A 13,894-nucleotide genomic window follows, 5' to 3' on the forward strand; every position below is an offset into this window, starting at 1 on the left:
AGGTTAAACAAAACCTTACAAGACCTGTGGTTTTTACTTTAAGGACACCCTATGAAGACCTCTATATTCAAAAGCCTTTACTTTCAGGTCCTGACAGCAATTGCCATTGGTATTCTCCTTGGCCATTACTACCCTGAATTAGGCGCCCAAATGAAGCCGCTTGGTGATGCTTTCGTTAAGCTCATCAAGATGGTCATCGCACCTGTCATCTTCTGTACTGTCGTGACCGGCATTGCAGGCATGGAAAGTATGAAAGCAGTAGGCCGCACCGGTGCGGTTGCACTGCTCTATTTTGAAATTGTCAGTACGATTGCGCTGATCATCGGCCTCATCATCGTCAACGTGGTGCAACCCGGTGCCGGGATGAACGTCGATCCGGCAACGCTGGATGCCAAAGCGGTAGCGATTTACGCCGAACAGGCAAAAGACCAGGGGATCGTAGGTTTCCTGATGGACATTATCCCTGCGAGCGTCATTGGCGCGTTTGCCAGCGGTAACATCCTGCAGGTATTACTGTTTGCGGTAATGTTTGGTTTTGCTCTGCATCGTCTGGGCAGCAAAGGCCAGATGATTTTCAACGTAATTGAAAGCTTCTCGCAGGTTATTTTCGGCATCATCAATATGATCATGCGCCTGGCGCCGATCGGTGCTTTCGGTGCCATGGCTTTTACCATCGGTAAATATGGCGTCGGAACGCTGGTGCAACTGGGGCAGCTGATAATCTGCTTCTACATCACCTGTATTCTGTTTGTGGTTCTGGTACTGGGTTCCATTGCTCGCGCGACTGGCTTCAGCATCTTCAAATTCATCCGCTATATCCGTGAAGAACTGCTGATCGTACTGGGTACGTCTTCATCTGAATCCGCACTGCCGCGTATGCTCGATAAAATGGAGAAACTGGGCTGTCGGAAGTCGGTTGTCGGGTTGGTTATACCCACGGGGTACTCGTTTAACCTTGATGGGACATCCATCTATCTGACGATGGCGGCGGTGTTTATCGCTCAGGCCACCAACAGTCATATGGATATTTTCCATCAGATAACCCTGCTGGTCGTGCTCCTGCTCTCCTCAAAAGGGGCTGCGGGTGTGACCGGGAGTGGCTTCATTGTTCTGGCCGCGACTATCTCTGCGGTGGGGCATTTACCGGTCGCTGGCCTGGCGCTGATTCTCGGTATTGACCGCTTTATGTCTGAAGCCCGTGCGCTGACCAACCTGATTGGTAACGGTGTGGCAACTGTCGTTGTGGCTAAATGGGTGAAAGAATTGGATACCAAAAAGCTGGATGACACGCTGAATAATCGTGCGCCGGATGGCAAAACGCACGATTTATCCTCTTAATCTCGTCACTTATGCCCGTAGTCCCTTCCAGGACTGCGGGTGTTTGCGCATAATTACCCCCTGTGCCTGAAACCGTCGATTCGGCGGCGTCGGGATTTTTTCACTTCCTCCGTGACATTTTCATGTTCTTGCGGTCTAACACGAAGTGTTTTTAACGTCATATTCAGAGAGTCCTTTCGCGGGCTGTCTTTTTATTACCAGGATAGTTGATCAGGGGTTCACATGCAGGGCACAAAAATTCGACTTTTAGCGGGCGGCTTGCTGATGATGGCCACTGCCGGCTATGTGCAGGCAGATGCGCTCCAGCCTGACCCGGCGTGGCAACAGGGCACGCTGGCAAATGGTCTACAGTGGCAAGTGCTAGCTACTCCCCAGCGCCCCAGCGACCGTATTGAGGTTCGCCTGCTGGTCAATACCGGTTCACTCACCGAAAGTACGCAACAGAGTGGTTTCAGCCATGCGATCCCGCGTATCGCGCTGACGCAAAGCGGTGGCCTCGATGCCACGCAAGCCCGTTCACTGTGGCAGCAGGGATTCGATCCCAAACGTCCCATGCCGCCCGTTATCGTTTCTTATGATTCCACGCTATATAACCTCAGTCTGCCTAACAGCCGTAACGACTTGCTGAAAGAGTCACTTACTTACCTGGCGAATATTTCCGGCAATCTGAGCATCACTCCTGAAACGGTTAATCATGCGCTGAGTAGCGAAGATATGGTCGCAACCTGGCCGTCAGATACCAAAGAGGGGTGGTGGCGTTACCGTCTGAAGGGATCAACCCTGCTGGGGCACGATCCAGCTGATCCGCTTAAAACGCCTGTCGATGCCGCGAAAATCCACTCCTTCTACCAGAAATGGTATACCCCGGACGCGATGACGCTGATTATCGTGGGTAACGTAGATGCGCGCAGCGTGGCTGAACAAATCAATAAAACCTTTGGCGAGTTAAAAGGAAAACGGGAAACCCCAGCGCCGGTGCCGACGCTTTCACCGCTGCGTGCAGAAGCCGTGAGCATTATGACCGATGCGGTACGTCAGGATCGCCTTTCCATCATGTGGGACACGCCATGGCAGCCAATCCGTGAATCCGCCGCGCTGTTGCGCTACTGGCGCGCTGATTTAGCCCGTGAAGCGCTGTTCTGGCATATTCAGCAGGAACTGACCAAAAACAATGCCAAAGATATCGGCCTTGGATTTGATTGTCGGGTGCTGTTCCTGCGTGCCCAGTGCGCTATCAACGTGGAATCGCCGAACGGTAAGCTGAATGCGAACCTCGGTACGGTTGCGCGTGAGCTGGCGAAAGTGCGTGATAAGGGCCTGCCGGAAGAAGAGTTCAATGCGCTGGTGGCGCAAAAAAATCTGGAACTGCAGAAACTGTTTGCCACCTATGGCCGTACCGATACCGACATTTTGATCAGCCAGCGTTTGCGCTCGCTGCAAAATCAGGTGGTGGATATCGCGCCTGAACAGTATCAGCGTTTACGCCAGAGCTTCCTCAACAGTCTGAACGTGGAGATGCTGAATCAGGATCTGCGCCAGCAATTGTCGCAAGATATGGCGTTAATTCTGCTGCAGCCGAAGGGGGAGCCTGAATTCAATATGAAGGAGCTGCAGGCGACGTGGGATAGCATTATGGCGCCCGTTACCGCGGCGGCAACGCCGGTAGAAACGGATGAATCACATCCTGAAGTGACGGATATCCCGCCGGTACAGTAACCTCCAGACCGGATAAGGCGATTACGCCGCCATCCGGCCTTGGGTGGGTAGGCCGGGGGCGCTTCGCTTGCCCGGCCTACAAGAACAACACGTTATTGCGGCATAGCGTCGCGTGGGATAATCGCCCCGCGATGCTGAATCACCGTGCTTGCCGTCAGGTGACCGCGTTTTGCGGCATCGGCGGCATTGCCACCGGTCAGACGTACCGCCAGATACCCGGCGCTGAAGGAGTCTCCCGCTGCGGTGGTATCAATCACTTTCTCTTTCGGTAATTTAACGGCCGGGACGTCGATCAGCGTTTCACCCTCGATAGAAACCAGACAAGAGTCTGCGCCGCGCTTCACCACGACTTCCTGAACGCCAGCCGCGTGAGTACGGGCAATCACCTCGGCTACAGGTTTTTCACCCCACAATGCGTCTTCATCATCCAGCGTCAGGAACGCGATATTGGTGCATTCCAGCATCTGCTGATAAACCTGCTGCGTTTCTTCTTTGCTGCTCCACAGGCGTGGGCGGTAGTTATTGTCAAAAATGACTTTTCCACCGTTAGCGCGGCATTCACGCAGTAACGTCAGCAGTTTGTCACGGCTGGCCGGGCTTAGAATCGCCAGGCTGATTCCGCTCAGATACAGATAATCAAATGTCGCCAGCTCTTCGCAAATCGCGGCGGACTGTTCGCTCTCCAGCCAGAATTTTGCTGCGGCTTCATTACGCCAGTAATAGAAGGTGCGCTCGCCGGTGCTGTCGGTCTCAATGTAGTAGAGTCCCGGCAGGCGGTTTTCCATACGCTGGGTTAATGAGGTGTCAACATTTTCACCCTGCCAGGAGTCCAGCATTTGTTGGCTGAAACTGTCAGTACCCAGTGCAGTCACATAGTGTACCGAAAGCGCCGCTGCATCGACCTGGCGGGCGATATAAACGGATGTATTCAACGTGTCGCCACCGAATCCGCGCTGAACGTCGGCGCCTTTCTGTGACAGCTCAATCATGCATTCGCCAATCACGGCAATCTTTCTGGACATAGTCGTAACCTGCTCTGAAAAAAATTAGCGTTAGTGTGCGCTGTGGGTGTTAAGTGGTCAACTATATTAAAACAACGTTCCATTATTTTTTTGAGCCAGCACGTGTTCTGCGTTGTTTTTTGCCGCCTGGTTTTTATTTTGCCTGCGGCGGAACGTAAAGTTCTGCGCCTGAGCGCCGATAACCTTTGACGAGTCCGGTCAGTCACACTCTTATTTACAGGACATCTTTGATGATAAAGCAGGTTACCCAGCAGCTCATTACGCCCGATGCGAGTATCGAAAGCTTGCAGGCGAGACGCTATTGGCTGCAGTGCGAGCGTGCTTACACCTATCAGCCGATTTACCAGACCGACGGACGGCTGATGGCCGTTGAACTGCTGACCGTCGTGACCCATCCTGATAATCCTGCCCAACGTATTGCGCCAGATCGCTATTTTGCTGAAGTGGCCGTCCGACACCGTATAGAGGTCGTGAAAGAGCAGCTCCTGCAGCTTGAGCTGAAAAAGGACTTTTTCAGAGCCAATAACCTGCTGGCTTCAGTGAATGTCGATGGCCCAACGCTGATTGCGATGCGCCAGGATCCTGAAATCCTGAAAATCATCGAATGCCTGCCGTGGCTGCGTTTTGAGCTGGTGGAGCATATCCGCCTGCCGAAGGGGTCGTCGTTCGCCTCAATGTGCGAGTTTGGTCCCCTCTGGCTGGATGATTTTGGTACCGGAATGGCGAACTTCTCGGCCCTGAGCGAAGTGAGTTACGACTATATTAAAGTGGCGCGGGATCTGTTTGTCATGCTGCGCCAGACGCCGGAAGGCCGCAATCTCTTCACGCTGTTGTTACAGCTGATGAACCGCTATTGCCGCGGGGTAATTGTTGAAGGTGTTGAAACACTTGAAGAGTGGCGTGATGTGCAAAACTCACCGGCTTTCGCGGCGCAAGGCTATTTTCTTTCTCGTCCAGTACCTCTGCATACCCTCGAAGAGGTGATCCTGTCGCTTTGATTCGGATGTAGCGTCCCTCATTTTGCCCTGCTGGACTATCTTTAGGACAGGCAAGGAAGGAAGTGAGGACGCTAACTATGACAAAAGCAGGCAAAATAACCACATCCGTATTAGGGGTTTTCTTGTTGTTGATCGTCGTATTCATCATTGTGATTGCGACATTTGACTGGAACCGGCTCAAACCGACCATCAACCAGAAAGTCTCTACAGAACTCAACCGGCCCTTCGCCATACGGGGCGATCTGGGCGTGGTTTGGGAGCGCCAGAAGCAGGAAACCGGCTGGCGTAGCTGGGTTCCGTGGCCGCACGTTCATGCCGAGGATATTATCCTTGGCAACCCGCCGGACATTCCCGACGTCACCATGGTGCATCTTCCCCGTGTGGAAGCCACGCTCGCGCCGCTGGCATTACTGACAAAAACCGTCTGGCTACCGTGGGTCAAGCTGGTAAAGCCTGATGCGCGCCTCATTCGCCTGTCGGAAAAAAACAATAACTGGACTTTTACCCTCGCAGAAGATGAAAACCGCGATCCTAATGCGTCGCCCTCTGCGTGGTCTTTCCGGCTGGATAATATTCTGTTCGATCAAGGACGCATCGCTATTAACGATAAGGTGACTCGCTCGGAGCTTGAGATCCTGGTCGATCCGCTGGGTAAGCCATTGCCTTTTAGCGAAGTGACGGGCGCAAAAAGTAAAGAGAGTCAAACCCGCGTTGAGGATTACGTATTTGGTTTGCAGGCCAAAGGACGCTATAACGACGAACCGCTAAGCGGTAGCGGAAAAATAGGCGGGATGCTGGCGCTGAGGGGCGAAGGAACCCCTTTCCCGGTGCAGGCTGATTTCCGGTCGGGCAATACGCGCGTAGCATTTACCGGTACGGTAAATGACCCGATGAATATGGGCGGCGTGGATCTGCGGCTTAAATTCTCAGGTGATTCGCTAGGGGATTTGTACGATTTGACGGGGGTGCTGCTCCCGGATACGCCGCCGTTTGAAACCGACGGGCGTCTGGTGGCGAAAATCGATCCGGAAAAATCCTCTGTTTTTGATTACCGCGATTTTAATGGCCGTATTGGCGACAGCGATATTCATGGGACGCTAACTTATACGACCGGTAAGCCGCGTCCGAAACTGGAAGGGGACGTCGAATCACGCCAGCTGAGACTGGCTGATTTGGGACCGCTGATTGGTGTGGATTCGGGTAAAGGCGCGGAAAAGGCCAAACAGTCTGAACAGCGCAAAGGTGAGAAGAGCGTCCAGCCTGCCGATAAAGTCTTACCGTATGACCGTTTCGAAACTGACAAATGGAATGTGATGGATGCTGACGTACGTTTCAAAGGTCGGCGCATTGAACACGGCAGCAGCCTACCGATTAGCGATCTCTCCACCCATATCATCCTGAAAAATGCCGACCTGCGCCTGCAGCCGCTGAAATTTGGCCTGGCGGGAGGCAGCATTGTTTCCAGAATCCATCTGGAAGGGGATAAAAAGCCGATGCGTGGGCAGGCGGATATTCAGGCTCGCCGCCTGAAGCTAAAAGAGCTCATGCCGGATGTAGAACTGATGCAGAAGACGCTCGGTGAAATGAACGGTGACGCTAAATTTAGCGGCAGCGGAAACTCGGTGGCCGCGCTGTTGGGGAACAGCAATGGCAACCTGAAGCTGCTGATGAACGATGGCTTAATCAGCCGGAATCTGATGGAAATTGTGGGATTAAATCTGGGTAACTATCTCGTTGGTCAGATATTTGGTGACGATGAGGTCCGGGTGAACTGCGCGGCGGCGAATCTGGATATCGTTAACGGCGTGGCGCGTCCTCAAATCTTTGCTTTTGATACGGAAAATGCGGTGATCAATGTGACCGGGACCGCGAGTTTTGCCTCTGAGCAACTGGATTTAACCATCGATCCAGAGAGCAAAGGTATTCGTATTATTACGCTGCGTTCGCCGCTGTATGTTCGCGGGACCTTCAAGAACCCGCAGGCAGGTGTAAAAGCCGGGCCATTGATTGCGCGTGGTGCGGTTGCCGCCGCATTAGCCACGTTAGTCACTCCAGCGGCGGCACTGTTGGCGCTGATTTCTCCTTCCGAAGGGGAAGCCAACCAGTGCCGGGCGATACTGTCGCAAATGAAGAAGTGATGTCAGGCCGGATGCGGTGGTTACGCCGCATCCGGCAAAAGAATCATAATGACTGATGACGGGTCTCATGGGTTAACAGCAGCGCGATCAATGTCAACGCCGCCATCGACGCCAGATACGTTCCTACCGCTGCCAGACCGTAGTTAGCCTGCAGCCATGCGGCAATATACGGGGCAACGGAAGCGCCAAGAATCGACGAAACGTTATATGAGAATGATGCGCCCGTGTAGCGAACCTCGGTTGGGAACAGCTCCGGCAGCAACGCGCCCATCGGACCAAATGTCAGTCCCATCAGGCTTAAACCCAGCAGCAGGAAAGCGAACACCAGCGCCGGATTGCCAGATCCGAGCAGCGGTTTAAAGGCAAACAGCGCAAACAGAATGATAAGCGTGGTGATGATGAGCATGCTCTTGCGGCGACCAAACGCGTCGGCCAGCAGACCCGCCACAGGCACCATAACGCCAAAGCCAATTACCGCCATCATCAGCATCCACAACACTTCATTACGTGGCAGGCCAAGCCCTACAGGCGCGGCGGCTGTACTGAACGTCATCGAATAGACGGTCATGATATAGAACAGCGTATAGGTCGCCAGCATGATGAACGTGCCGAGGATCGTTACGCGAATATGCTTTGTCAGTAAGGTACCCAGCGGGATTTTCACCTGTTTTTTCGCCGCAGCGACTTTGGCGAAGACCGGGGACTCATGCAATGAAACGCGAACGTACAGGCCGATGATCACCAGTACCGCAGAGAAGATGAACGGTACGCGCCAGCCCCAGCTCATAAACTGTTCATCGGTCAGCAGCCAGGAGAGCAGCAGAAAAGTGCCGTTGGCGAAGAAAAAGCCGATAGGCGCGCCCAGTTGCGGGAATGATCCGTACAGCGCGCGTTTACGCGGCGGCGCGTTTTCCGTTGCCAGCAACGCCGCGCCGCCCCACTCACCGCCCAGACCTAAACCCTGACCAAAACGCGCCAGTGCCAGCAGCAACGGGGCGAAAATGCCGATAGTTTCATAGCCCGGCAGCAGGCCAATGACAACCGTTGAAATCCCCATGGTAAGCAGTGAAGCAACCAGCGTGACTTTACGGCCTACGCGATCGCCGAAATGGCCGAACACCGCGGAGCCGATTGGCCGGGCCACAAAAGCGATAGCGAAGGTGGCGAGGGACTGCAGCGTAGCCGCGGCCGGATCTCCCTGCGGGAAGAAAATATGGGGAAACACGATCACCGCGGCGGTCGCGTAGATATAGAAGTCGAAGAACTCAATGGCGGTACCAATGAGTGAGGCGACGACAACTTTATTGCGCGAGTTGACCGGGGTGTGTTCCTGTTCGTTGTCGAGTGTTGTGGCTGTTGCTTGCATAATATTTTCTTATTTTTGGCCGAACGAAAGGCCATATTACGCACAGCAAAAGCGATATTTCAATCTGTAACAAATCCTGCAATTGGTCAAAAAAAGAGCAAAAAGGGGATAATATTCAGGCTGAAGATTTCACTTCCATGAAATGCTTCACATAATTTAAAACTTGGATGATAAAACTGGTTTTTGGTTAAATAAAAGTTACGGGTTGGATTTATTCACTAAATCAGTAAGAACAGGCGGCATTATAATTGCTGGATGGCGCTGCGCTTATCCGGCCTACAAACTCACCCGTAGGCTGGATAAGACGCGTGCGTCGCCATCCGGCAATTCACAACTAATCCGGCGGTGGCTATTGCGTTTTCCCCGGCATCCGCGGGTCATCTTTGTATTCCGCCGTGGCTATCCAGGCGGCGCAAAACAGCGTCAGACGAGCGAAGAAGTAGAAGAACGCCATCAGTCCAAGCACGGAACCAAACGCCGCGCCTGACGGCGATTGCACCAGTGACGGCAGCATGTAGGTCATGATCATTTTGATAACTTCAAACCCCAGCGCCGCGATAAATGTGCCGCGAATGAGTGCTTTCTTACGTGGTCGGTGACGCGGCAGTCGCCAGAAAATCCAGAAGAAAAGCAAATAGTTGGCGAAAATAGAGATGGTCAGGCCGATCAGGCGCCAGGCGGGCTTCAGCCATTCGATGCCGTCGAGATATAGCGCAGAGATAATCATCTGCTGGGCGGAACCGGCGATAGAAGTAATGGACAGAGTAACAATCAGCGCAATCAACAAACCAATCAATGAAACAAAATCGCGCAGGTATTTAACCCAAATTTTTTCCTGATCCTGCGGCGTACGCTCCCAGACATCTCGCGACTGGGCACGAATCGCTTCGCGCAGATTGCCCATCCAGTTAATCCCGGAATAAAGGGCGATCCCAAGCCCGACCAGACCCACAGTGGTTCGCTGCTGAACGGCAGTGTTAATGGTGTTTTTTAACGTGGAGGCGAGCGTCGGGTCGCTGACGTTAAGCAGTATTTTGCTGAAGATATCCTGCAACAGCGTAGGGTGGGAGGCGAGAATAAAACCGGCGGCGGCAAATGACACCATCAGGATAGGGATCATCGACAGGAACGAGAAGTAAGTGATAGCGGCGCCAAACTGGTTTCCCATGCGGTCATTAAAACGCTCTGCGGCTCGAATCATATGGGCGATGACGGGCTGGCGTTGAATTTTATCGGCGAGGGTCAGGGCTGTTTGCAATGCCTGGTTGGTCGTACCGTTGGTTTCTGTTTTTTCACGCTCCTGGGTCTCAATTTTTGGGATCGGTGCGTGCTCAAGTTCCTGAATGGGGCGTTTTATCTCTTTTTCCTGCGTCATCAGGCCAGTATTCCTTGTTCTGTTCATTCTCAGGACAGTATAGCTTGTCAGTCCACATAATCTTTCATTACGCCGGTCAGCCATTCCATAAACAGATGAACCCGGCGGGAGAGGTTGCGGCGATGCGGATACAGCAGAGAAACCGGCATCGGCTCGGCACGATACTGCCCTAACACCTCGACCAGCGTACCGGCGCGCAGGGCGTCGCGTACGCCGACGCGTGGCACCTGAATAATGCCCAGGCCGGCAAGGCACGCTGCATGATAGGTTTCCGTACTGTTCACCGTCAGCATGCCGCCGGTTTTAACCCATTGAGTACCGTTGCCTGTCGCCACCTCGAAACCTTGCGCACGCGTTCCCAGGTTCACCGAGTAATGCACCACCGCATGCGAGGCTAAATCTTCCAGGCTTTCCGGATAGCCAAAGCGGGCCAGATATTCTGGGCTGGCGCAGTTAATCTGCGTGAGTTTACCCAGCGGACGGGCAATCAGCCCTGAATCTTTCAGCGTACCTACGCGTACGACGCAGTCGAAACCTTCGCGGATCAAGTCCACCAGGCGGTCGCTGCTGCTGAGTTCGAGTTCAAGTCCCGGATATTGATGCAAGAAGGCTGCCAGGCGGGGCATCACCAAATTTCTCGCGACGCCCACCGGCATATCCACGCGCAGCTTGCCGCTGATACTGGCCGAATCGTGATGGAATAGTCCATCCAGTTCATCCAGATTGCTTAGCAGATCTTTCGCGCGTTCATAATAGATCATGCCGTCTTGTGTGAGCTGGACGCGTCGGGTGGTGCGGTGCAACAACTGCGTGCCAAGATGATTTTCCAGGGCCTGGATTTGTCGCGATACGCTACCTTTAGGTAGTCCAAGGGTGTCCGCCGCACGCGAAAAACTCTCCAGTTCTGCGACGCGGATGAACAACTGCATTGCGTGAATTTTATCCATTCTCATGCCCTATTGTTGTTCTGTATGAAACAGTAATGCGCAATCAGCGATATTTATTGTTTTTCTACCACCTAATAAGCTTTGTCTCAATCTTCACTACACATGAAATGAGGTTTCTTATGACGCAACGTATCGCATTGGTGACCGGCGGTGGTCGTGGACTCGGTAAAAACGCGGCGCTTAAGCTGGCAAGCAAAGGAATCGGTCTCATCCTGACGTGGAACAGCAATGAAAAAGAAGCGCTGCAGGTTGTGGATGAAATTCGCCAATCTGGCGGTGAAGCAGCGGCATTACCGTTGAATGTCGGGGATATTTCAACATTCCCTCAGTTTATAAAACAAGTGCGGGAAACCTTACAGACCCAGTGGCAAAGCGACACCTTTGATTATTTATTGAACAATGCCGGGATTGGTATTAACGCGCCGTATCCCGCGTTCACCGAAGCGCAATTTGATCAACTTTTAAATATCCATTTTAAAGGTCCTTTTTTCCTGACGCAGAACCTTTTACCGCTGATGAACAGAGGCGGCAGGATCCTCAATGTTTCAACCGGACTCGCGCGCTTTGCGCTGCCGGGTTACAGCGCATACGCGGCTATGAAAGGGGCGATGGAAGTGTTAACCCGTTATCAGGCAAAAGAGCTGGGGGAGCGCGGAATTACGGCCAATATTATTGCCCCCGGCGCGATAGAAACCGATTTTAGCGGTGGAAATGTGCGGGATAACGCGCAACTGAATGCGTACATTGCTTCGCAAACAGCGTTGGGGCGCGTTGGTTTGCCGGATGATATCGGTGACGCGATTGCCGCGTTGCTCAGCGATGAGCTGGCGTGGATGACGGCGCAGCGTGTTGAGGTCTCCGGCGGAATGTTCCTGTAACCCGTCGTGTCTTATTCAGCCAGATATTGGCTGAATAAGCATTTAATGCGATTTTTTATTTTGTAACATATTTGAATGATGGTTGGCATTCCTTATTTTTCGACAAAAATATAGACTGCATATAATTAATATTAATTAATATACATGAGCGTCAAAATATAAGAATTTACTTAATATATTTCGTTGGTTTTGTTTCTTTGTGTGATTCTGTTGATTGAGCTGTAACTAATCATAATTTCTGCTTCTTTCTTCTACGACTATCGGTACAATGGCCCACCCGCCAAATGGTGACTTCTTATTTTACCCTATGGGTAATACCCTTCCGCGCGCTAAGGCTAATATCTTATTCAGACGGAGATAAATAATGCAGTTAATAATGTTTGACAGGCAGTCAATATTTATTCATGGAATGAATGTAAGTTTACAGCAACGTATTCCAGGAGTGGATGTTCAGGGTGTCAGTCAGACAGATGACCTGTGGCAGAAGCTGGAAGACAACCCTGATGCAATGGTAATGCTGGATGGCGATCTTGATGCTGAGTTCTGCCGCAGCTTGCTGCAACAGATCGCGCAACGCAATTCGGCGGTAAAAGTGCTGGTAACAGCAACGGATTGCCGGAAAAGATGGCTACAGGAGGTCACGCAATTAAACGTGCTGGCCATTGTTCCACGTGACTCTGACGCGGAAACCTTCACACTGGCGCTCAATAGTGTCGCGATGGGCATGATGTTTATCCCCAGAGACTGTATTACAGCGGCTGAGAGTAGCCGCCAAAATATAAGATCGCTCAGTGCGCGTCAGCGAGAAATTTTGACTATGCTGGCCGCGGGCGAGTCGAATAAACAAATTGGCCGACTGTTAAATATCAGTACCGGAACGGTAAAAGCCCATCTTGAGTCGCTTTACCAGCGTCTGGAGGTAAAAAATCGTACGCAGGCGGCAATGATGTTAAACGACGCTATTTAATTGACGTAAATTTCACAGTCAGAAAATTTCTGGCTGTGAAATAGCTTAAGGCCAAATTTCTGTCGCGTTAAATCGGGTCATTCCCACGCTGAATATCCACGCAATTAACGTCTCTTGTTGAAACCGATCTTTTATTTGCGGTTTTTTTTCATATAGTAACGCCTCACAGAGATGCAGATCGGCGAGCAGAAGTGCTTCTGCCTGCATTAGCGTAATCGGGGTATCAAAGGTTTCGTCTGCGGCAATTTCATGCCCGTAGCCTATCACCCAAATTCCATGTTTATCCTGATACTTTTCCAGCGACAGGCCTTGCCATTGCTTAATAAATGCGACACAGGCGGGTGTGAAGTGCGTTGAACGGAGCGGCATAATACTCTCTGAGTAAAGAGATATATTTTAAGAAATCCACTCCGTTACGCCAGTTGCCATGTAGCCAGTTTTTACAGCAAAACGCCTTATGGCATTGGCGGCTGATATTCACGTTTTAACAGGCCGAAAAGCCAGTCATCGCGCCAGGTTTGTTGTAGCCAGTAGCTTTCCCGCAGCGTACCTTCGTGAATGAACCCAATCTTTTCCAGTAGACGTCTTGAGGCTTCGTTTCCTGCGGTGACGCAGGCCGTCAGCCGGCGGAGTCCGCCGTGGGTAAATGCGTAATCGCAAACGGCATGCAGGGATTCAGTGCCATAACCTTTACCCTGTGCCTCGGGAGTAAGCAAAAAACCGACCTCGGCACATTCATTGTTTTCATGAATATATCCAGTCACCCCCAGCGGCGTTCCCGATGCCTTATCGCACAGCACCAGGCAAAGCCAGTGCGGGCTGCCGGGGGACCACTCTGGTAAGCGTGAATGAAAGGCTGCCTGTATCTCTTGTTCTGTGCGCGCATCAGCGACAAATCGCATCACATCAGCGTTCTGCTGTAACGTTAAAAAGAACGCCCAATCTTCAATATTCAATGTACGACAGATCAGGCGCGATGTTTTCAATACGGGCACGGACATATCTCCTGAATAATTTTCCATGATTGTGCGGAAGTCACTGTAAAACAGATTTATTTGCTATATGAATGTGTTTTAGTCTACGTCGATACACATCTGCTTTTATAGAAAATAACGACATACCATTGTGAGGCCGCACGTTTTGGGTCCT

12 protein-coding genes are annotated in these 13,894 nt (G+C 52.0%); 6 read left to right on the forward strand and 6 right to left on the reverse strand.

The genetic code is table 11. The features are described from left to right. The first annotated feature begins 51 nt into the window (after nt 1-51). On the forward strand, nt 52-1,338 hold the full coding sequence (gene dctA / locus ICA20_RS01220) for a C4-dicarboxylate transporter DctC (protein WP_006687518.1): 1,287 nt from the start codon (nt 52-54) through the stop codon (nt 1,336-1,338). A 222-nt stretch (nt 1,339-1,560) separates the two neighbouring features. Next, on the forward strand, nt 1,561-3,054 hold the full coding sequence (locus ICA20_RS01225; RefSeq protein ID WP_038635132.1) for a pitrilysin family protein: 1,494 nt from the start codon (nt 1,561-1,563) through the stop codon (nt 3,052-3,054). Between the two features lie 92 nt (nt 3,055-3,146). Here ICA20_RS01225 and ICA20_RS01230 read toward each other — a convergent pair whose 3' ends face one another. Then, nucleotides 3,147-4,076 carry a sugar kinase gene (locus tag ICA20_RS01230; protein WP_038635130.1) on the reverse strand — a complete coding sequence of 310 codons (930 nt, stop codon included), beginning with the start codon at nt 4,074-4,076 and terminating at the stop codon, nt 3,147-3,149. Between the two features lie 230 nt (nt 4,077-4,306). On the opposite strand from ICA20_RS01230, the gene pdeH reads away from it, so the two are divergent. Together pdeH and ICA20_RS01240 are read left to right on the forward strand one after the other, a co-directional pair. Beyond that, the gene (gene pdeH, locus ICA20_RS01235; RefSeq protein ID WP_038635128.1) at nt 4,307-5,074 is read left to right on the forward strand and encodes a cyclic-guanylate-specific phosphodiesterase; all 768 of its coding nucleotides are present in this window, start codon (nt 4,307-4,309) and stop codon (nt 5,072-5,074) included. Between the two features lie 77 nt (nt 5,075-5,151). Then, the gene (locus ICA20_RS01240; protein ID WP_038635124.1) at nt 5,152-7,212 is read left to right on the forward strand and encodes an AsmA family protein; all 2,061 of its coding nucleotides are present in this window, start codon (nt 5,152-5,154) and stop codon (nt 7,210-7,212) included. Between the two features lie 43 nt (nt 7,213-7,255). Here ICA20_RS01240 and ICA20_RS01245 read toward each other — a convergent pair whose 3' ends face one another. From ICA20_RS01245 to ICA20_RS01255, 3 genes are all read right to left on the reverse strand, one after another. Continuing rightward, on the reverse strand, nt 7,256-8,578 hold the full coding sequence (locus ICA20_RS01245; protein WP_038635123.1) for an MFS transporter: 1,323 nt from the start codon (nt 8,576-8,578) through the stop codon (nt 7,256-7,258). A 349-nt stretch (nt 8,579-8,927) separates the two neighbouring features. Further along, the gene (gene yhjD / locus ICA20_RS01250; protein ID WP_038635120.1) at nt 8,928-9,953 is read right to left on the reverse strand and encodes an inner membrane protein YhjD; all 1,026 of its coding nucleotides are present in this window, start codon (nt 9,951-9,953) and stop codon (nt 8,928-8,930) included. 47 nt (nt 9,954-10,000) lie between these two features. Next, nucleotides 10,001-10,900 (reverse strand): LysR family transcriptional regulator, encoded by a 900-nt coding sequence (locus ICA20_RS01255; RefSeq protein ID WP_038635118.1) that lies wholly within the window; start codon nt 10,898-10,900, stop codon nt 10,001-10,003. Nucleotides 10,901-11,019: 119 nt separating this feature from the next. Between ICA20_RS01255 and ICA20_RS01260 the strand changes: the two genes are divergently transcribed. After that, complete coding sequence (locus ICA20_RS01260; protein WP_038635116.1) at nt 11,020-11,778, forward strand: SDR family oxidoreductase; 759 nt, start codon at nt 11,020-11,022, stop codon at nt 11,776-11,778. Between the two features lie 364 nt (nt 11,779-12,142). After that, nucleotides 12,143-12,745 carry a response regulator transcription factor gene (locus ICA20_RS01265; RefSeq protein ID WP_038635114.1) on the forward strand — a complete coding sequence of 201 codons (603 nt, stop codon included), beginning with the start codon at nt 12,143-12,145 and terminating at the stop codon, nt 12,743-12,745. 45 nt (nt 12,746-12,790) lie between these two features. Here the strand turns inward: ICA20_RS01265 and ICA20_RS01270 are convergent, their stop codons facing one another. Both ICA20_RS01270 and ICA20_RS01275 read right to left on the reverse strand, forming a co-directional pair. Beyond that, nucleotides 12,791-13,114, reverse strand: a complete 324-nt coding sequence (locus ICA20_RS01270; RefSeq protein ID WP_038635112.1) for a lysozyme — start codon at nt 13,112-13,114, stop codon at nt 12,791-12,793. Between the two features lie 86 nt (nt 13,115-13,200). Further along, nucleotides 13,201-13,740 (reverse strand): GNAT family protein, encoded by a 540-nt coding sequence (locus ICA20_RS01275; RefSeq protein ID WP_038642919.1) that lies wholly within the window; start codon nt 13,738-13,740, stop codon nt 13,201-13,203. Nucleotides 13,741-13,894: the final 154 nt, after the last annotated feature.

Source organism: Citrobacter sp. C5_2 (genome assembly GCF_014596845.2).
Lineage (GTDB): Bacteria > Pseudomonadota > Gammaproteobacteria > Enterobacterales > Enterobacteriaceae > Citrobacter > Citrobacter werkmanii.

Coding starts and splice junctions, on each gene's coding strand:
- ICA20_RS01255 (WP_038635118.1), bottom strand. CDS start 10,900: ATGGATAAAATTCACGCAATGCAGTTGTTCATCCGCGTCGCAGAACTG.
- yhjD (WP_038635120.1), bottom strand. CDS start 9,953: ATGACGCAGGAAAAAGAGATAAAACGCCCCATTCAGGAACTTGAGCAC.
- ICA20_RS01270 (WP_038635112.1), bottom strand. CDS start 13,114: ATGCCGCTCCGTTCAACGCACTTCACACCCGCCTGTGTCGCATTTATT.
- ICA20_RS01230 (WP_038635130.1), bottom strand. CDS start 4,076: ATGTCCAGAAAGATTGCCGTGATTGGCGAATGCATGATTGAGCTGTCA.
- dctA (WP_006687518.1), top strand. CDS start 52: ATGAAGACCTCTATATTCAAAAGCCTTTACTTTCAGGTCCTGACAGCA.
- ICA20_RS01265 (WP_038635114.1), top strand. CDS start 12,143: ATGCAGTTAATAATGTTTGACAGGCAGTCAATATTTATTCATGGAATG.
- ICA20_RS01240 (WP_038635124.1), top strand. CDS start 5,152: ATGACAAAAGCAGGCAAAATAACCACATCCGTATTAGGGGTTTTCTTG.
- ICA20_RS01225 (WP_038635132.1), top strand. CDS start 1,561: ATGCAGGGCACAAAAATTCGACTTTTAGCGGGCGGCTTGCTGATGATG.
- ICA20_RS01245 (WP_038635123.1), bottom strand. CDS start 8,578: ATGCAAGCAACAGCCACAACACTCGACAACGAACAGGAACACACCCCG.
- pdeH (WP_038635128.1), top strand. CDS start 4,307: ATGATAAAGCAGGTTACCCAGCAGCTCATTACGCCCGATGCGAGTATC.
- ICA20_RS01260 (WP_038635116.1), top strand. CDS start 11,020: ATGACGCAACGTATCGCATTGGTGACCGGCGGTGGTCGTGGACTCGGT.